Raw genomic sequence first — 20,074 nt, forward strand, 5'->3', positions numbered from 1 at the left:
TCAGCAGCTTTTTCCTTTTTATATATAAATTGTGAGAGGAAGAACTATGACAAAGGTGCATCAGCGATTAGTTTCTATTTTAGAGGAGTTTTTAGAAGAGAAATCGATGTTAAATCGAGCTTTTTTAGCGAGCCGTTTACATGTATCAACGAAAACGATTCAAAAAGATATAAAATTATTAAATGATATATTGGAAGAAAACGGGGCGAAAATTGAATCGCAAAGAGGGACTGGATACGAACTAGAAATTATACAAATGAAGAAGTTTGAAGAGTTTTGCGTGGGTCTATTTCAAAAACAGGCGGAAAAGATCCCAACTTCTTATGAAGAAAGGATAGCGTACATTCTGCAACGTATTTTAACGACAGAGGGATATGTGAAGCTTTCACAGTTGGCAGAGGAAATTTATGTGAGTAAATCGACTGTAAATTTAATTATGAAAGATGTTACAGATATATGTGGGCGTTATCAATTACAAATTGAAAAGAGACCGTATTATGGTATACGTATTGTGGGAGAGGAGTTTCATATTCGTTCTTGTTTATCACAATATGGTTTACCGCGTTATGACCATACTCCGTTTCATGAGCAATTTGATCAGAGTGATACATATGTATCGTTACCTCATATACCGCTTATCCGTTCGGTTATATTAAAGTATATCGAGGGAGGGACGATATATTTATCAGATATAGAAATTGATAATTTAGTCATTCATATTGCAATCGCATTAAAGCGTTGTGAAGATCAACATTATATGAAAGGGCTAAATAAAGAGCAAGCTGAGCTTATCATAAAGAAAGAATATACAATTGCGAAAGAGATTTTAGGAGATTTAGAGAACGCGTTACATCTTTCATTTCCAGAAGAAGAAGTTTTATATGTGACGATGCACTTATTAAGTACTGCTGTCACAGCGAGAGATCGTTATGAAAATGTGGAAGAATTATTAGGGAAAGATTTATATGCATTCATGCAACATATTCTTTTTAAAGTAGCGGAAGAACGGAATCTTATTTTTTATTATGATGAAGAATTATTATTTGGATTTGGTGTTCATTTAAAAACGTTATTAAATCGTTTGAAGTATAAGTTAAATACGAGAAATCCTCTTTTGGCAGAAGTGAAAAAGAATTATCCGTATGCTTTTGAAATTGCGGTTCTCGTTGGAGATATAATTGGTGAATATACGGGAGAATCGATTCCGGAAAGTGAAATTGGTTATATTGCGATTCACTTCGGCGGAGCGATGAGCCGTTTACAGGAAGAGAATCAAAAGAAAAGATGTTTATTAGTTTGTGCGACTGGTCAAGGAAGCGCCCAGCTATTGAAATATAAAATTCTATCACAGTTCCGAGATAAATTAGAGATTGTGGGAATTACAGGCTATTATCAATTGAAAGTGGAAGACCTTTATAAAGATAAAATAGATTGTATTATTAGTACGATTCATATACCGAGTGGTTTGCCTGTTCCAGTTATAAAAGTGAACTCAATATTTGATGATAAAGAGATTAAATCGATTGGTCAGCAGTTGTTTACGCATGTGAATACTAGTGTGCAGCAGTATATAAAGGAAGATTTAATCTTTTTAAATCATAGCGCTTCTACGAAAGAAGAGGCTATCCAATTTTTATGTGAGAAAGCTGCTGAGAAAAACTATGTACCAGAACAATTTTATGATTCTGTTATGGAAAGAGAGAATACATCTCCTACAGCAGTTGGAAATTTAGTTGCGATTCCTCATCCGATGCAGTTATTAAGTGAGAAAACATTTTTGATGTTTTGTACCCTTGATAAAGCGGTTGACTGGGGAGATAAGAAAGTACAAGTTATTATTTTATTTAGTGTAAAGCGTAATAATAATGAAGATTTACAAAAGCTGTATGATTTTTTATATGATGTTATGTCTAGTCAAAATACGATAGAGAAATTAGCTCAGGCTAAAGTGATTGAAGATTTTCAAGAGATATTATTATCGTTATAAGAAAAGTATGTAAAAACTTCCGTTACACAACGGAAGTTTTTTATGTTTAATTGTATGCGTTTTCATAATAAGATAGCAATATAGAAAAAAGATAGCTTGGGGGAATTTAAAATGACTGATATGCAAACTCCATTTGCGTTAATTTTACATGGTGGCAATGCGAGAAGCGCGTCACTGGAAGCAATTGCTTTTGCAAGACAAGGAGATTTTGAGAATGCGAGTGAAAAGATGACACTTGCTAGTGAAGAAATTTCAGCAGCTCATCGTATTCAAACAGACTTAATTCAAGAAGAGGCAAGAGGAAATCATGCAGAAATCAGTTTACTGTTAGTGCATGCACAAGATCATTTAATGAATGCAATTACAGTGAAAGAACTTGCTGAAGAATTTATCACTCTTCATAAACGAGTAGAAGAGAAAGTGACAGTATAAGATGTACATTTTATTATGTTGTGCAGCAGGCATGTCAACGAGTATGGTTGTAAGAAAAATGCAGGAAGAGGCAAAGAAACAAGGGAAGGATTATAAAATTAAAGCAGTTGATTCAGAACTTGTGAAACTGGAGATAAAAAATGCTGATGTAGTTTTAATCGGACCACAGGTGAAGTATTTGTTTCCAGCTGTACAGTTTCTTGCGAACTCATACGATATACCGGTTGCAATTATAGAGCAACGAGATTATGGCATGTGTGACGGTTTAAAAGTATTGAAACAAGCAGAACAATTAGTTTTAGCATAATGATATTTTTTTAAATATAAACATTATAATGTTATAACTTTATTTCATTCTTTCGTAGTAAAGAGAAAGAGGAGGGGTATTGATGAATGGTTTTATGAGTTTTATGGAACAAAAGATTATGCCAACAACGCAAAAGATTGCAGGACAACGACATTTATTAGCAATTCGAAACGGGGTTATTTCTACATTGCCGTTAACGATTGTCGGATCATTTTTCGTTATCTTTTTAAATTTACCAATTGATGCATATATGGAATGGATTGCACCGTTTCGTCATATTTTAGATATTCCATTCCGATTTACAGTAGGTTTAATGGCGTTATACGCAGCATTTGGGGTAGGAGCTTCACTCGCGAATTTTTATCAGCTCAATCAGTTAAGTGCAGGGTTGTTATCTGTACTCGCCTTTTTACTAGCATCAGTTGAACCAATTCAAATTACGAAAGCTGTACCAGGTGTTATTGATGCAGGTAGATACATTTCAGTAGGAACATTAAGTGCAACATCTTTATTCGGAGCAATTGTTACAGCATTAATTGCAGTAGAAATTTATCACTTTATGATTAAGCATAATATCTCGATTAAATTACCAGACAGTGTACCACCAGCAGTTTCAAATTCGTTTGCAGCATTAATTCCAACTTTAGTCGTTATTCTTTTATTCTGGGGTATTCGTTACGGTTTAAAATTTGATGTAAATACAACAATCACATATTTAATCGCACCATTAAAATCAGTATTAGTAGGAAATAATTTATTTGGCGGTTTATTAACAGTATTCTTAATCGTGTTCTTCTGGTCATTCGGTATACATGGACCTGCGATTTTAGGACCAATCATTCGTCCGATGTGGGATTCAGCAATTCTTGAAAATATGGAAGTATTCACTGCTACAGGAAATGCACATCAATTACCAAACTTATTTACAGAGCAATTTATTCAATGGTTCGTATGGATCGGTGGATCAGGCTCAACGTTAGCTTTAGTTATTATGTTTATGTTCTCTAAATCTAAGTTCCTAAAAGAGCTAGGTAGATTATCATTCGTACCAGGCTTATTCAATATTAACGAACCGATTATTTTCGGGGCGCCAATTGTAATGAACCCAATTTTAATTATTCCATTCGTTATTACACCGTTAGTGACAACGACAGTATCATATTTCGCAGTTGTTTCAGGTATGATTCCGATGATGATGGCGAAATTGCCATTTACGATGCTAGCACCAATTGCAGCGATTATTAGTACGGACTGGACAATTATGGCTGGTGTACTTGTACTTGTTAACTTTGTTATCTCATTCGTTATTTACTATCCATTCTTCAAAATGTATGAGAAACAACAAGTAGCAGGAGAGGAGAAAGAAAAATGCTCGGAGCAATTATCATCTTAATTACATTCGTAGCGGGACAGTGTATTGCACATTATTCAAAATGGGTACAAAGTAAATCTTTATTAGTGTTACTACTCGTATCAATTTTATTTATCGGTAGTTCAATGGGTGCCTATGTAATGTTAGGGTTACAATCACCGTACGTAATTATTGTACCAACGATTTTATGTGCAACATGTTTATCTGCAAAATATAGATTTACGAGCATGGCATTAATACAACGTGTGAAGGAGATGCAAAAGCATGGAGCGTAAGTTAGGAATTTCACTTTATCCAGAGCATTCAACGAAAGAAAAAGATATGGCATATATTTCGGCAGCGGCACGCCACGGTTTTTCAAGAATATTCACATGTCTATTATCTGTGAATCGTCCGAAAGAAGAAATTGTAGCTGAATTTAAAGAGATTATTAATCATGCAAAAGATAATAATATGGAAGTTATTTTAGATGTAGCTCCGGCGGTATTCGATCAACTTGGTATTAGTTATAGCGACCTATCATTCTTTGCAGAGTTAGGTGCAGATGGTATTCGTTTAGATTTAGGTTTTGACGGATTAACAGAAGCAAAAATGACGAATAATCCGTATGGCTTAAAAATTGAACTAAACGTAAGTAATGATATTGCATATTTAGAAAATATTCTTTCGCATCAGGCGAATAAGCCAGCTTTAATTGGTTGTCATAACTTCTATCCGCAAAAGTTCACTGGTCTTCCGTATGATTATTTCATTCGCTGTAGTGAACGCTTTAAAAAACACGGTATTCGTACGGCAGCATTTATTACGTCACATGCAGCTGACATTGGCCCATGGGATATTAACGACGGATTATGTACGTTAGAACAACACCGTAACTTACCGATTGAAGTACAAGCGAAACATTTATGGGCGACAGGGCTTATTGATGATGTGATTATCGGAAATGCTTATGCGAGTGAAGAAGAGTTAGAAAAACTAGGAAACTTAAATCGTTACATGTTACAGCTAAAGGTACACTTTGTAGACGAAGCGACTGAAGTAGAGAAGAAAGCCACGCTGCAAGAATTACACGTAAGACGCGGTGACATAACAGAATATATGGTACGTTCTACAGAAGTGCGTAAAAAGTACAAAGACTATGACTTCCCAGTACGCGAAAGTGTATTACAGGAAAGAGGGCAAGTTGTAATTGGTAACAACTCATTCGGAAAGTATAAAGGTGAACTGCAAATCATTCTAAAAGAAATGCCGATAGATGAACGGAAAAATATTGTCGGTACAATTGCAGAAGAGGAGTTATTCTTACTAGATTATGTAGGAGCTTGGACACAGTTTACTTGTGTGGAATAGGGAAAGGTAGGAGAGGAGAGGATGCTATGGCATCCTCTTTTTTCTGTTGAAATGGTAGTCTATCGTATGTAGAATGCAAAGAGATAGATTTAATTTGGACGGGAGAGAAGGAGATGGAAGAGTATATAGATGATTTATTAAAGCGGATGGATGATGAAGAAGCAGGTATTCAGCGATGCGCGTATGAAGAAGCAAGGCAGTTAAATGATCTATCGCTTTTTTCTTGTTTGCAAGAGAAAGTAACGGAAGCACGAAAAGTATATATAAAAACAAACCTTTATTTTTTAATTACACAACTTGCAATAAATACTAAAGAGATGTATATTGCAGATTATTTGATAGATCGGCTAGAAAGTGAAGAAAGCAGGATATTGTTAGATAGCATGCTTATAGATTTAAGTAAATTATCTGAAGCAAGTAATGCACATAAAATTATTCCTTACATATATCATAAAAATAGTGGAGTCCGTTATTCTGCTGTCATCGCTTTAAAGTTGTGTAAATCGTTGGGAGCAGAAGATGCTTTATTGAAGTTACTTACAGTGGAAGAGAATCGAGATGATATTGTAAATATATGTGCCACTTTATATGAGATTGGAACAAAGCGATCAATTCTACCTTTAACGAAACTTTTACACTGCGATAGTGCGTATATTCGTTCAGCAGCTATTGAGACTTTAGCAGAAATCGGAAGAACAGACTTACAAATAGTTTATATTGATGGTTTAGCTGATAGAAATGTCATAGTGAAATATGAGGCTATTCGAGCTATTTATGCATATGGAGATGAAATGGCGATTAAACCAATTTGCGAACGTGTAACGAAAGTTGTTTCTAGAAGACGTAAAAATGAAGTAGAGCCTACTGACGAATCAGAGATTGTCATCGCCCTGCGTTTTTTACATAAGTTTGTTGGTCATGAAGAAGTTTTAAAGACGTTTGATAAAGTGTACAAAAAACGTGGAAACTTGTTTATGGCGGAGAGGAAGTGGCTTCGAGACAATATTGCTTACTTTCAAGAGAAAGAAAGAATGTAAGAATCATAAAAAAAGAGTCAGTCTCAACAATGAGACTGACTCTTTTTAGTACGAACTAGTTTAATACTTTCACTGTAACTGTTTTACGTCCCCAGTTACTAGATGTACCTTTATCAGGCATTAAAACGTCGATTTTATGTCCTTTAATAGCTCCACCAGTATCACCAGCGATTGCTACTCCGTAACCTTCAACCCATACTTTTGAACCTAATGGAATGACACTTGGATCAACTGCAATTAGTTTCATGTTTGGATTAGCTGTTAAGTTATGACCCATAGCTGATTTTACTTGGTCGCCTGCTTTATAACCATTTTCAAGTGGATCTGCTGTGTAAGCTGTTGCTACAACTTGTAACTCACGAGAAGATGATGGTGCACTTGTTTCAGTTTCTTTTGCAACAGGTTGTTGTGTAGCTGGTTTTTGAGCTTTAGCCGCTTCACGAGCTTCAGCTGCCTCTTGAGCTTTAGCTGCCTCTTGAGCTTTAGCCGCTTCACGAGCTTCAGCTGCTTCTTGAGCCTTAGCTGCTTCACGAGCTTTAGCTGCCTCTTGAGCTTTAGCCGCTGCTTGAGCTTCAGCTGCTTCACGAGCTTTAGCTGCTTCACGAGCTTTAGCTGCTTCTTGAGCCTTAGCTTCTGCTTGAGCTTCAGCTTCTGCCTGAGCTTTAGCTTCTGCTTGAGCCTTAGCTGCTTCACGAGCTTTAGCTGCCTCTTGAGCTTTAGCCGCTGCTTGAGCTTCAGCTGCTTCACGAGCTTTAGTTGCTTCTACTACTTTAGCTTTAGCTTGCGTTTCAGCTACTTCACGAGCTTTAGTTGCTTCCGCTGCTTTAGCTGTATCTTGAACTTTAATTGTTTTTTCTACTTTAACTGCTGGTTGAACTTTAACTGGAGCTTTACCTGTTAAGTAAGGAACATGAACATAAGCTGTTTTTCCGTTATATTCAAATTGAATCCAGTCATTTTGTACTTGGTGTGTCGTTTCGATTACATCATCTTGTTTCAACTTACCAAGAATTTCTGAGTCAGTGTTTGCACCAGCACGTACGTTTAATACGTTTGCTGTTACGTAGTAAGTGTCTTTTGTATAGTCAGCGCTAATGAAAGCTTCTTTACCGCTGTTTAATTTCACTTTTGACCATCCGTTTTCTGTATGTAAAACGTTAACTTTATATCCATCTAATAACTTTCCGACAACTTGTGATTCAGTAGTTGGGTTTTCTCGTACATTTAGTACATCAGTTGTTACAAACGTTTCTGCTTTAGCAGATGTTGTGAAAATCCCAAGACCAAAAACCGCTGCTGTTGCTATACCCATAAATTTTTTCATAATAGCCTCCATTGCATTTGTTTTCGTTGACCTCATTATAGCAACCATTATTTTCTTATTTGCGGAAAACACAAAACTACAAAGCATTCGTAACGGGTCATTAATATTCTGTAATAATTCCAGTAATATCCTAAAAGCGCTTTCTTATAGTTGTTAGGGGAGGTTAGAGCATATGATACATAAAAAGGGGAGTATTTCAATTTCTAATCGGTTAATAATGTTTCTGTAGTGTTACGTAAATGTTTCTTAATTGTTACGAAAACGACTTATTTTGTTGTTGGAACAGAAAAGTAGTTATGTAAAAATAACTATTTTAGTTGTAGAGAAATATAAATGAGGTGAAAATCGATAAAATATCGCTATAATTGTTACAAAATAAGTCGAGGTATGGAAAAAATTACGCCTTGATTTTAGTCTGTCACATATTATTTTTGCAATAATAGGATTCTATAATAGCTTTAGTACTTTACAATAGCTAAAGGTATGTATAACGTAAAACATATATAATAGAAGAAACACGATTTAATAGATAAATAAAAAAACGTAGGAGTGTAAATTCCTACGTTTTTGTTTATTCATATCGTAAACATTCAATTGGATCCAGTTTTGCAGCTTTGTTAGCTGGTAGTAGACCGAATATAATACCGATTAACATGGAGATACCTACTGCAAGAAGTCCAAGTTCTTTTGAGACAACGAGTGGCCATCCGGCAAAGATGGAAACGATCCAAGCGAAGAAGATACCGAGCATGAATCCGATGAATCCACCGAGTCCTGTTAAAATACAAGATTCAATTAAGAATTGTGTTAATACTTTACCGCGTGTTGCACCAAGTGCTTTACGAATACCAATCTCACGTGTACGTTCTGTTACAGATACAAGCATAATGTTCATTACGCCGATACCACCAACAAGTAAGGAGATAGCAGCAATACCACCGAATACCATTTTCATCATACCGATTGATTCGTCTAATTGCTTCGTAAATTCACCTAAATCTTGTGCTTCGAATTTGTGCTCAAATTTAGGTGCTTTCATTTCGTTTAAAACAGAAACGGCTTGTTTTTCTACACTTTTACGTTCTGTTGGAGAGGTCATTGTTAATCTTACCGAGTCATACTCATTTACTCCTGAAATGACAGGCGCGTTTTCAAGTGACGTATAACCTTCAGGCATAGGCATTCCGAAGTCGTTTTTCGCTTCGTATACACCGACTATTTTATACGGTTTTCCTTTTATATCTGTGTATTGATTTGATTCCCAACCACTAAATAATTTGTTGAAAGCTTCTTCATTTAATATAACAGCAGGGATTGCTTGGTTTAATTCGCTGTCGTTTAATTCACGACCGTGAACTAATTTTATTTTCGAATCTGTCATAAAGGCGCCTGTTCCACCTTTTAAATCAAGATTTACATCTTTTGAACCAGCAGATGCTTTTACTTTCATACTTACATCTGGATACACATCTTTAACGCCCGAGACGGTTTGAAGACGGTTTAGCATATCAGGTGTGATTTTTGCACTATCTGTTCCGTAATCAGGATTGTTGTAGTAAATGGTTATTTCATTATCTTTTCCTTGGCCTAATTCTTCTTTAAACTTTGCATTTGTACCATCACCCATTGAAATGATAGTAATAATGGCACTAATACCGATAATAATTCCTAGCATCGTTAAGATAGAACGCATTTTATGAGCAAAGATAGAGGAAAGGGCCATGCGTATATTTTCACTCGTGTTCAAAATTAACCTCTCCAATCTTGGACGATATTTCCGTCACGAATTACAATTTGACGTGCTGCAGCTTCCCCAATTTCACGATCGTGGGTAATCATAATGATTGTTGAGCCTTGTTTGTTTAATTCGTAAAAGAGGTCCATAATTTGTGTACTCGTTTTCGTATCAAGTGCACCCGTCGGTTCATCGGCTAAAATGAACTTTGGATTATTTACAATTGCGCGTGCCACTGCTACACGTTGTTTTTGTCCACCTGATAATTCGTTCGGCAGATGAGTAGCGCGATCAGCTAAACCTACTTTTGTTAAAGCGGCTAATGAGAGCTCACGTCTTTCTTTTTTATCAACTCCAGCGTAAATAAGAGGTAGCTCTACATTTTGAAGTGCTGTAAGTCTCGGTAATAACATGAAGTTTTGGAATACAAATCCGATCTCTTTATTACGAACACGTGCAAGTTCTGTTTCAGACATGTTTGAAATATTTTGACCAGCTAGTTCATACGCACCTGTCGTTGGTTTATCTAAGCAACCGATAATGTTCATTAATGTTGATTTACCAGAACCAGATGGTCCCATAATAGAAGTGAATTCTCCCTGGTTCAGTGTTACGTCAATGCCGTGTAATATTTGTACGGATTCTGCACCATTTTGGAAAGATTTCGTGATGCCTTTTAAGTTAATCATTCAACGACAACCTCCATACCATCTTTTAAGTCTTTTTCAGGTTTAGAGATAATTTGTTCTCCTTTTTTCACTCCAGAAACTTTCGCTTCGCTATCAGTCTCGAATTCAACAGTAACCGCTTGTTCTTTCGCTTTACCGTCTTTTACAACGAAGACAACATTTTTGTCACCTTTTTTCACGATGCTGCTTTTCGGAACAATTGTACCAGTTGCTTCGCCAGATTTACTTGTTACGTAAACGTGGAAGCCGTTTTGTAATTCTTCACTGTTGTCTAATGTGACCGTGAATTGATAGTTAGAAACAGTTTTGTTTTCATCCATGCTCTTTAATGGTGTAGAACCGATTTCTGTTACTTTTCCTGTCCAAGTCTTACCAGCAACCGTTTTTGATGAAACAGTTACTTCTTGCCCAACTTTCATACTAGCAAGCTCGTATTCAGAAAGTTGACCTTTTACTTTAAATGGACCAGCATGACGAAGTGTAATGCCGCTCATACCTGTTTTTTCATCAGCAGTTTTTACGATATCATCAATTACGCCATCAGTAGGGCTCGTTACAGAAAGTGTGTTTACTTTCTCTTTTGCTGCTTTAATCATTTCATCAGATTTTTCAACTTCAAACTTCTTCATTTCAATTTGTGATTCTAATTGTTGTACTTCGATTTCTGATGCTTTTAACGCTTCAGCAGGAAGGCCTGCATTTTTATCTTTTTGTAATTTTTGTTTCGCTGCATCAATTTGTTTTTGGAACAATGTTACTTCTTTTTGTGCGATTTTCTTTTGCATTTCTGCTTCTGTTACACCTTGTTTCGCAGTAGGGTCATTATATTTAAAAAGGAGTTGCCCTTTTTTTACTTCATCCCCTTTTTTTACAGCTAATTCATACGTACCTTTTGTTGGATCAAATGAAATTGTTTCGATGCCGTTTGGAATGACTTCACCGCCAAATTTTTGCGCGTTTTCAATTTGTTTTTCTGTTACTTTATATCCGCTATATGCCATTGCTACTTCTGAACTACCACCAGCAAATGCAAAATATGATCCAGCTGCAATACCGATTGCTACTACACTAGTAATTAACACTTTATTTTTCTTCTTCATCTATTTATCACCTTTTCGTTCGTTTTAGTATCTACATTCAGTATAAAAGAGGTGAAGAATCTGACAAATCGTTTTAGCTTACAATAACCTTACAGTTTTGTAAGGTATGAATATGTAAATGTAAGGTAGAGTTTGTCCAAGTGTGAGCAAATGAATTGACTCGTTGTTTCTTTCTTACAATAATATTGTATGAAGGAGAGGAGGAGGCAAGATGGAAGCTTATTTTAGTGCGCATCCATTAAAACCATTTATTCCATACTCAAGGCAACACGTCCTTATATTATTTATTATGTTGGTGGGGATATTTTTTCTGTATCAATACCAAGATGTATTACGGCAAAGTGAGTGGAATATAACGGTTCGATATGCGATTGCATTTTTATTTATTGGGAGTGAAATTGGGCTTCATATGTGGGAATGGAAAGCGGGGATTTTTGAACTAGGCACTTCATTACCATTTGAGTTATGTACGATTAGTTTATTGTTAGCATCGATTATGATTATAACGAAAAGTTACCTCATATATGAGATTGTATTTTTTACAGGAATTATCGGTGCATCACAAGCTATTTTAACGCCGAACGTGCAATATGCTTTTCCGCATTTTCGCTTTATAGAATTCTTCGCTGCACATGTATTACTCATTTGGGCACCACTCTTTATGACGTGGGTAGAAGGATATAGACCGACCTTGCAATCAATTAAGCGTACGATGATATTTTTAAACATAATAATTCCAATCGTTTCTTTTGTGAACTACAAAACAGGTGGCAATTATATGTTTTTAGCTCGTAAGCCAGAGACTGCTTCATTACTTGATATGTTAGGGCCGCACCCTTACTATATTATTTCATTAGAAATAGCTGCGCTTATTGGATGTTTTATTTTGTATATGCCATTTGCGAAAAGAGAAGGGCATGCGCATAAAGAATCACTAGGATCGTAACCTAGTGATTTTTTTACGAGTATATTTACAATTCAGAAAATTAAGAATAAAATTAGGGGGTAAATTATATAAAGAGAGAAGGGAAAACGTGGTCAAAAAAGTTTTTCTGAATGGGATGGAAGTGACGGTTCAATTTATTATTTCGATTTTGGGTATTATTTGTTTAGGGGCACTGCCGAAATTATTTTATGGATTTGAGCTGCATGCATCACAGTACATAAAGAGTTTACAAGAAGTGTTTGTGAATTTAATGGACATCTCCAATTTTAAATATGTGGGAGATAAATTTTTATTTCCGCAGTTGTTCGTCCATTATAAAGAAACGATTGTGATTTTTTTGGCGGCTTTTTTCATTTCATTATTTGTAGCATTTTGTATTGTTTATGTCATTATGAGTAGTTCACCGCGTATACAACATCGCATTAAATCATTTCTCATCTTCCTAGAATCTATTCCAGACATTCTTCTTATTTTAGTATCACAAATTTTAGTTGTATGGTTTTTTAAACAAACAGGCTTTTTACCTTTTCAAATTGCGTCAATTGGAGGCGAGTCGATTAGAGGATTGCCGATATTTTGTTTGAGTATACCGACTACGATTCTGTTTGTAAAAATGTTAGTGCTTCGTTTTGAAAATGAGCTAGAAAAAGATTATGTACTATTTGCTAAGGCGAAAGGGCTGAATCGTTTTCATATTTTAAATCGTCATGTTTTACGAAATGTGTTGCTTAGTACATTATTCTTTGCGAAAACGAATATCTTTTTTATGTTATCTAATTTATATATTATAGAATGGATTTTTAATACGGGTGGTATTTTTATGTTTTTGAAATCGTATGAAGGTATTAGGGTGGAGGTCTTCATCGTTAGTGTGCTACTTATTTATATTCCGATTTTTATTTTGTTTAAATTGTTTCATTATCTCATTCCAGCTGCGATGAAGGAGAAAGAAACAGTAAACAAAAACATAGACAAAAGTGTGCATATATAGTGAAAAGTAGTTATGAAACAATATAAACCAAAAGAATTTTCAGAAATGCTTAATGTCTCTGTTAAGACATTGCAAAGGTGGGACAATCAAGGTGTTTTAACCGCTTACCGAAACCCAAAAGGAAGAAGATATTATACAGAAGAACAGTATAAGGAATATATGGGTATTCAAGAAGAACTTGTTCAGGATTTAATATCTATCATTCATGTATTTAGCTGTAGAATATATGGGGTGAGAAAATACAAAAAGAAAATGTCGGAGGATGAAGACTTATGAAAAGAGCATATTTAATAGAAATCAAACCGACAACTGAACAAATTAGTAAAATCCGTCAAACTATTGGGGTGTGTCGATATGTATATAACCTGTATATCTCTAAAAATAAAGAGGCATATGAGTCGGAGGGGAAATTTCTTAGTGGCTATGACTTTTCCAAATGGCTAAACAACATTCATACAAAAGAGTGTGACCAGTGGATTAAAGAAGTGTCGAGCAAATCGGTAAAACAAGCGATTATGAATGGAGATAAGGCTTTTAAGCGATTTTTTAAAGGTTTATCTAATTTTCCACGATATAAAAAAAAGAGGAAGCAAGATGTGAAGTGCTACTTTCCGAAAAACAACAAAACAGATTGGACAGTAGAAAGGCATAGAGTAAAAATCCCCACAATTGGTTGGATAAGGTTAAAAGAATATGGATATATCCCTAAAAATGCAACTGTAAAAAGTGGCACAGTATATCAAAGAGCAGGAAGATACTACGTGTCTATACTCTGTGAAGCGAAAGAGGTAAAACCAAATCCAACCCTCAATGCAGTAGGTCTAGGAATTGATTTGGGAATTAAAGACTTTGCTGTACGTAGCGATGGAAAAACTCACAAAAATATAAATTAAACAATACAAGTAAAAAAGATAGAAAAACGGTTAAAACGTGAACAACGCTCTTTATCACGCAAATTTGAAAATATAAGGAAGAGAGGTGAACAACCTGTTACTAATAAAAGAGCGAATATAAACAAAAATATTCTTAGGGTGCAACAACTACATGCTAGGCTAGCAAATATTCGATTAGCATATGTAAAGTCTATTGTAAATGATGTGGTGAAAACCAAGCCAACGTTTATTACAGTAGAAGATTTGAATGTGAAAGGTATGATGAAGAACAAACATCTATCTAAAGCTGTAGCGCAACAATGTTTTTATGCTTTTAAAACATGGTTATCAGCGAAATGTAGGGAATATGGAATTGAACTACGGCAAGTGGACAGATTCTATCCATCTTCTAAAATGTGTTCAGTTTGCAGTCAAAAAAAGTCGGATTTAAAGCTGTCTGACCGAGTATATACATGTGAATGTGGCAATGTAATAGATAGAGATTTAAATGCGTCAATCAACCTTTTACAAGCAAAAAAATATACAATACTAACGTAAATAGATTGTATATATGTACGGTGGGCTACATCGGAATTTACGCCTGTGGAGTGTCACAGCAAACTGTAGTAGCAAGTGATTAGCGAGGCAGGGCACGTAGAAGCAGGAATACTCTAAGAATATACATTTGTCTATATTTTTAGTAGCAGAGACTATAATATGTGGACGTATATAAAAAGCGATAAAAGATTTTGGATAAGCATTGGGTTTCTTCTCATATTAGTTCTTTTGAGCATCGGAAATACGATATGGAATGATGGACATATTAGACAAGTTACATTGCAATATGATGCGGATGAAAATCCACAAGTGCCACCGTTTTCACCTTCATTACAATTTTTACTTGGGACAGACCGGAAAGGATACGACCTGTTACATTTAGTCATTGAAGGCGCAAAGTGGACGATTGGTATCTCTATTTTAATTGCGGCACTTAGAATGGTAATAGGTGTGTTTTTCGGTGTCGTCCTCGGAACGTACATAAAAAGAGGATTTTCAAAAATCGAGGCTTTCTTTGATAGTTTTACAGTTATTCCAACAGTTATGATTGCGTACTTTTTTCTTCATTTTGCAAATGCATTTGGGAGTGGAGAAGAAACAACAACCTTCTTTGAAAGGGCTTCGTTTCAAGTTTTATTACTTGTAATGCTTGTGATGCCAGTTATTGCACTGTATGTTGCGAAGGAAGTACGTAAATTGAGAACCGAAGAATTTATTGAAGCTGCGTGCATATTGGGTGGATCGAGAAGGCACATTGTGATAAAGCATATTTTCCCGCATCTTTATATGACGTTTATACTTGTATTTTTTCAGCAGTTTACGCAAACTCTTACTATTTTACTGCACTTAGGATTACTGGAAATATTCTTTGGTGGAACAGTTCAGTTTTTAGGACCGATAGAAGAAATAGAATCTTACACGCATGAATGGTCAGGTTTAATTGGAGTATACTTTAGGTCATTAACAGTGAATCCGTGGATCCCTCTTGTTCCGATTACATTTTTTGGACTTACTATTTTTTCAGGAAATATGATTGTAAAAAGTATCGAAGAGGCGATGATGAAAGTAAGGTTGGGAGGAGAGATAAAGAAGGACATTGTAGAAGAGGAACAATCTGCTGTGCAATCAAAAGAAGAGTTATTTACTTTTAAGCATACGATGTGAAGAACCTAGGAAACTAGGTTCTTTTATTTTGTTATATTACAATATCGTAAGAGAGATGTAATGAAAATCGATAGGGGAGAAATACAATTTCGTATACACTTCATGTATAGAGAAATGCGAGAGCGGGTGAAGGTGTACGATGGATTTTTTAGAAGTATCAAAACGTAGTATAAAACGAAATATGAAAGATTATTTTCTATACTTTATTTCATTAGTAGGCAGCATTATTATTTATTTTACATTCGTATCGATTAAACGAAATGAAAGTGTAGTAGCTCTTTTAAAAGAATCGGATAAAGTGGAAACGACATTTACGCTTGCACAAATATTGTTGATTATCTTTTTAACGATATTTATTTTTTATTGTAATAGCTTCTTTTTGCGAAAGAAGAAAAAAGAAATTGCGTTATACAGTTTACTAGGTATCCGTAAAGAAGAAATTGCGAAGTTACTCTTTTATGAAACGTTATTAGTTGGTGCTGCGGCAAGTGTGTTAGGTATTCTTGCTGGTTTACTTATAGCGAATATGTGCGCAGGGCTTCTTGTGAAGTTAATGGGAAGTGCGTTTACTTTTACATTTACGATTTCATTTTTATCTATAGTAGAAGTTCTTATAACGATAGGCGCAATTTTCTTTATTGCATCATGGAAAAGTAAAAAGTTAATTTATGAGCATCGCTTAGTTGAATTACTATATGGTGAAAATCAGAAAGAAGAGGCACCTACGTATTCAAGTAAGAAGGCAAAGCGAGCGATTGTTTTATTAATTACAGGTTATATCATTGCGCTACTTACACAAATCTTTGGATTTGGAGCCATTTTTATTACAGGCCTACTTATTTTTGGTTGTATTGTAAAAGGTACGTTTTTACTATTTGAGCAATATACAGTGAAATCACTCCATAAAATAAAGGGAGATAAAACGAAATATTGGAATGGAACGAACATTTTATCCATTTCTTCATTGTTCTTCAGAATAAAAGGGAACGTAAAGATGCTGGGGCTATTATCTTTATTAAGTGCGGTGACACTATGCACAATTGGTATGAGTTCTAGTATGTATTATGGAGCGCAGAAGACAGCGGCATTAATGAATCCAGTTAGTTATGAATTTGTAACAACTGGAAAGGAATTAGATAAGAAAGTTAGAGAAGAAATTCAAAAACATGAGTTAGCAATTAAAAATGAAACGTCTGTAGCGATGCTCTCTATGCAAGGGAAGATAGATGAGGAACAAATATTAACTGGGTATTTAATAGGTAATGGTAATGTACAAATTATAAAAGTGAAAGATTATAATAAATCAGCTTCTATGTTAGGTAAGAAACAAGTTATTCTCGGTTCTGAAAAGGAAGTTGTTTTATTAGATCCGTATAAGTCGTATAACATAGAAAAGAATTCACTTGAAGGAAATAACGTGTCCTTTGAAGGGATGAAGAGTGGTTTAACAATCGTTGATCACCGCGAAGAAACAGTTGTGAGTGCGAAACTTGCACCCGTGGGGCTTGTTGTTCGAGATTCGTTATTTGATAAGTTGCAGAAAGGAAAGGATGTTTCAACAGTTAGTGGATTTATCGTTGAAGGAAACGGTAATAGCGAACTAACGAAAGAGCTAGGGACAATCATTCCTAAAGAAGTGAAACTCCAATCATTTGAGGAGGCGAGCCAATCTGAATTGCAAGATGGTGCAGTGTTATTATTTGCTAGTGTATTTTTAGGGATTGTCTTTATTTTGGCAACGGGTTGTATTTTATATTTTAAACAAATAACAGAAGCGATGGCAGAGCGACCAGCGTACGGAATGTTAAAGAAAATTGGACTAACGAAAAGGGAAGCAACAGAGTCAGTAAGAAAGCTAGTAGGGGCGATTTTCGTAGTACCTTTACTACTTGCAATATGTCATACGTTCTTTGCATTTTTAAGCTTGATGGGCTTTACAGGTATGTTTGAATATAGTCTTCCTTTACTAGGTAGTATAGGGGTGTATATCATCATATACTTTGGTTACTATATGTTAACGGTTCGTTCGTACACAAATACTGTGTTTAGCGATAGAAAATAAAAAGAAGCAAGCATGGAGTTCATGCTTGCTTCTTTTCTTTATTTTGTAGAAACTTCGCCTTCAGCTTCTGTTTGCGGAATAAAGTATCCGATTATACCACCAATTATTGCTGGAACGATCCAGCCGATTCCTAAGTTATAAAAAGGAATGGTGTGTACGATATTAGCGATAAAACTTGGTATCATTCCCACATTATCAAGTGCATGAATACAGCTAATAATGAATGCTGCGATCATTGCTCCGATGTAGACAGAAGGTTTACGTTTCGTATATTTATCAATAAATGATACGAAAATTAAAATGATTGTAATTGGATACAGAATGATTAATACAGGTAATGTAATTTTTATTAGTAAGCTTAATCCTAAGTTTGAAATCACGAAGCTAAAGATACAAACGTATAGTACAAGCTTCTTATATGAAACGTTTGTTAGTACTGTTGCGAAATAGTTGGCGAATGCACTTACAACACCAATTGCTGTCGTTAAACAAGCAGCTATAATGGCGATACTTAATAAAACATTACCGCTTGTCCCAAAGAATTGGTACATAACAGTAGCTAATAGTTGACCACCGTTCTCGAATTGTCCTAAGTGTCCGTTTGAAGCGCCGATATAACCGAGTAAGAAATAAACAATTGTTAAGAATAGAGCTGCAATGCTCCCGCAAATAATTGTATATTTCGCAATCGATTTCTTCTCTTGTATCCCGTTTTGGCGGATTGCATTTACAACAATTGTTGATAATACAAGTGCTCCAATTGCATCTAACGTTAAAAATCCTTCAAGAAATCCTTTGAAAAATGGAATTTCTTTATAGTCACCAACAGGTTCTGCAAACGTTCCTGGTGAAAGAATCGCTTTTGTTGCCATAATTGCAATAATTCCAAGTAAAATTGGTGTTAATATTTTTCCGATATGATCTACTAATTTGGATGGATTTAATGATAAGAAGTAGACGACTGTAAAGAAAATCGCACTAAAGATTAACATAGAGTACCATTGGTCTGGGAAAAGTGGTGCAATCCCAATTTCGTAAGATACAGATCCAGTTCGTGGAATAACAAATAGTGGGCCGATTGAAAGATAAATAATGATAGCGAATATTGCTGCGAATTTTGGATGAACACGGCTTGCTAAAGTGTTAAAACTACCACCGGCAAGGGCAACAGCGACGATAGCTAGTAAAGATAAACCGACGTCTGTAATAATAAATCCTGTAATGGAAATCCACATGTTTTCTCCGGAAGAAAGACCGAGAAGGGGCGGGAAAATCATATTACCAGCACCGAAGAAAACTGCGAATAGTAATAAACTAATCGAAAGTATTTGCGCTGGTTTTAAAGTTGTACGCATATAAAGAAAATCCTCCTAATGAGTGTTTTTGTCGAAAATTCAAATAATTTGTCGAGTAACTGTTACTATTTTAAAGGTCTGATGACTAGAAAGCAATAGGGAATTTTGAAAATATTAAAAAATAATGCATTAAATCGAATAAATATACTATTTATATCTTTAATAGGAAGGATTTAACTTTGAACGTAAAAAAACACATATCGCTAGGATACGTGTATTAAAAATAAATTTTTCGATCGCGTTCTTCTTTTAAAATTTCAACCGCTTCTCGGAAACGTTGCGAATGAACAATTTCTCGTTCACGTAAAAAGCGTAAGCTGTCATTTATGTCAGGATCGTCAGATAAATCAATGAGCCATTGATAAGTTGCTCTTGCCTTTTCTTCAGCAGCAATATCTTCATATAAATCTGCAATAGGGTCTCCTTTTGCTTGAATATAAGTAGCAGTAAAAGGGACGCCACCAGCATTATGATAAAACAAAGCACTATCATGATTAGCGTACTGTGCGTCTAATCCAGCAGCTTTCATTTGCGCTGGTGTTGCATCTTTTGTTAATTTATAAATCATTGTCGCAATCATCTCTAAATGTGCGAATTCTTCTGTCCCAATGTCGGTTAGTAAGCCAACGACTTTATCAGGAATTGTATAGCGTTGATTTAAGTAGCGAAGAGCAGCAGCCAGTTCGCCGTCCGCACCGCCATACTGTTCCACTAATAGTTTGGCGAGCGCTGGATTACAAGTACTTACTTTAACTGGATATTGTAATTTCTTTTCATAAATCCACATAATCTC

At 35.3% G+C, this 20,074-nt stretch carries 18 protein-coding genes and 1 pseudogene; 13 read left to right on the top strand and 6 right to left on the bottom strand.

Translation table 11 applies throughout. The features are described 5' to 3' along the window. Positions 1-46: 46 nt before the first annotated feature. The 7 genes from MHB74_RS04180 (at position 47) to MHB74_RS04210 (ending at position 6,485) form a co-directional block, all read left to right on the top strand. Entirely contained in the window at positions 47-1,987 is a 1,941-nt protein-coding gene (locus tag MHB74_RS04180; RefSeq protein ID WP_061680156.1) for a BglG family transcription antiterminator, read from the top strand. A 111-nt stretch (positions 1,988-2,098) separates the two neighbouring features. Next, complete coding sequence (locus MHB74_RS04185; protein WP_000131338.1) at positions 2,099-2,419, top strand: PTS lactose/cellobiose transporter subunit IIA; 321 nt, start codon at positions 2,099-2,101, stop codon at positions 2,417-2,419. A gap of 1 nt (position 2,420) precedes the next feature. Then, a complete protein-coding gene (locus MHB74_RS04190) occupies positions 2,421-2,726 on the top strand; it encodes a PTS sugar transporter subunit IIB (RefSeq protein ID WP_061680155.1) in 306 nt (101 codons plus the stop codon). Positions 2,727-2,808: 82 nt separating this feature from the next. Then, positions 2,809-4,119, top strand: a complete 1,311-nt coding sequence (locus MHB74_RS04195; RefSeq protein ID WP_061680154.1) for a PTS sugar transporter subunit IIC — start codon at positions 2,809-2,811, stop codon at positions 4,117-4,119. Continuing rightward, positions 4,095-4,373 carry a hypothetical protein gene (locus MHB74_RS04200; RefSeq protein WP_061680153.1) on the top strand — a complete coding sequence of 93 codons (279 nt, stop codon included), beginning with the start codon at positions 4,095-4,097 and terminating at the stop codon, positions 4,371-4,373. The genes MHB74_RS04195 and MHB74_RS04200 overlap by 25 nt, the downstream gene beginning before the upstream one ends. Further along, entirely contained in the window at positions 4,363-5,448 is a 1,086-nt protein-coding gene (locus MHB74_RS04205; RefSeq protein WP_061680152.1) for a DUF871 domain-containing protein, read from the top strand. The genes MHB74_RS04200 and MHB74_RS04205 overlap by 11 nt, the downstream gene beginning before the upstream one ends. A 113-nt stretch (positions 5,449-5,561) precedes the next feature. Next, a complete protein-coding gene (locus tag MHB74_RS04210) occupies positions 5,562-6,485 on the top strand; it encodes a HEAT repeat domain-containing protein (RefSeq protein WP_061680151.1) in 924 nt (307 codons plus the stop codon). A 55-nt stretch (positions 6,486-6,540) separates the two neighbouring features. Here the strand turns inward: MHB74_RS04210 and entC are convergent, their stop codons facing one another. The 4 genes from entC to MHB74_RS04230 all read right to left on the bottom strand — a co-directional run bounded on the left by entC (position 6,541) and on the right by MHB74_RS04230 (position 11,333). After that, on the bottom strand, positions 6,541-7,932 hold the full coding sequence (gene entC / locus MHB74_RS04215) for a cell wall-binding protein EntC (RefSeq protein WP_270401101.1): 1,392 nt from the start codon (positions 7,930-7,932) through the stop codon (positions 6,541-6,543). Positions 7,933-8,380: 448 nt separating this feature from the next. Then, the gene (locus MHB74_RS04220; protein WP_412783812.1) at positions 8,381-9,532 is read right to left on the bottom strand and encodes an ABC transporter permease; all 1,152 of its coding nucleotides are present in this window, start codon (positions 9,530-9,532) and stop codon (positions 8,381-8,383) included. A gap of 26 nt (positions 9,533-9,558) precedes the next feature. Next, positions 9,559-10,233: an ABC transporter ATP-binding protein gene (locus tag MHB74_RS04225; RefSeq protein WP_061676275.1), complete on the bottom strand. Its 675-nt coding sequence runs from the start codon at positions 10,231-10,233 to the stop codon at positions 9,559-9,561. After that, positions 10,230-11,333 carry an efflux RND transporter periplasmic adaptor subunit gene (locus MHB74_RS04230; protein WP_061676276.1) on the bottom strand — a complete coding sequence of 368 codons (1,104 nt, stop codon included), beginning with the start codon at positions 11,331-11,333 and terminating at the stop codon, positions 10,230-10,232. Before MHB74_RS04230 ends, MHB74_RS04225 begins: the two co-directional genes overlap by 4 nt. A 211-nt stretch (positions 11,334-11,544) precedes the next feature. Here MHB74_RS04230 and MHB74_RS04235 point away from each other — a divergent pair, with 211 nt between their 5' ends. The 6 genes and pseudogenes from MHB74_RS04235 to MHB74_RS04260 all read left to right on the top strand — a co-directional run bounded on the left by MHB74_RS04235 (position 11,545) and on the right by MHB74_RS04260 (position 17,926). Further along, complete coding sequence (locus tag MHB74_RS04235) at positions 11,545-12,279, top strand: YwaF family protein (RefSeq protein ID WP_061676277.1); 735 nt, start codon at positions 11,545-11,547, stop codon at positions 12,277-12,279. 88 nt (positions 12,280-12,367) lie between these two features. Further along, complete coding sequence (locus MHB74_RS04240; protein WP_061676278.1) at positions 12,368-13,270, top strand: ABC transporter permease subunit; 903 nt, start codon at positions 12,368-12,370, stop codon at positions 13,268-13,270. Between the two features lie 12 nt (positions 13,271-13,282). Further along, the gene (locus tag MHB74_RS04245) at positions 13,283-13,546 is read left to right on the top strand and encodes a MerR family transcriptional regulator (protein WP_061676279.1); all 264 of its coding nucleotides are present in this window, start codon (positions 13,283-13,285) and stop codon (positions 13,544-13,546) included. Further along, positions 13,543-14,700 (top strand): annotated as a pseudogene (locus MHB74_RS04250) (RNA-guided endonuclease InsQ/TnpB family protein). Before MHB74_RS04245 ends, MHB74_RS04250 begins: the two are co-directional and overlap by 4 nt. Positions 14,701-14,859: 159 nt before the next feature. After that, positions 14,860-15,864: an ABC transporter permease gene (locus MHB74_RS04255; protein WP_061677839.1), complete on the top strand. Its 1,005-nt coding sequence runs from the start codon at positions 14,860-14,862 to the stop codon at positions 15,862-15,864. A 139-nt stretch (positions 15,865-16,003) separates the two neighbouring features. After that, positions 16,004-17,926, top strand: coding sequence for an FtsX-like permease family protein (locus tag MHB74_RS04260; protein ID WP_061677840.1), 1,923 nt, complete (start codon positions 16,004-16,006; stop codon positions 17,924-17,926). Between the two features lie 38 nt (positions 17,927-17,964). Here MHB74_RS04260 and brnQ2 read toward each other — a convergent pair whose 3' ends face one another. Both brnQ2 and cotJC read right to left on the bottom strand, forming a co-directional pair. Beyond that, entirely contained in the window at positions 17,965-19,281 is a 1,317-nt protein-coding gene (gene brnQ2, locus MHB74_RS04265; RefSeq protein WP_061677841.1) for a branched-chain amino acid transport system II carrier protein BrnQ2, read from the bottom strand. 217 nt (positions 19,282-19,498) lie between these two features. Then, on the bottom strand, positions 19,499-20,068 hold the full coding sequence (gene cotJC, locus MHB74_RS04270) for a spore coat protein CotJC (RefSeq protein WP_061677842.1): 570 nt from the start codon (positions 20,066-20,068) through the stop codon (positions 19,499-19,501). Positions 20,069-20,074 lie beyond the last annotated feature (6 nt).

It is taken from the genome of Bacillus sp. FSL K6-0069 (genome assembly GCF_038007785.1).
Classification (GTDB): Bacteria; Bacillota; Bacilli; order Bacillales; family Bacillaceae_G; genus Bacillus_A; species Bacillus_A mobilis.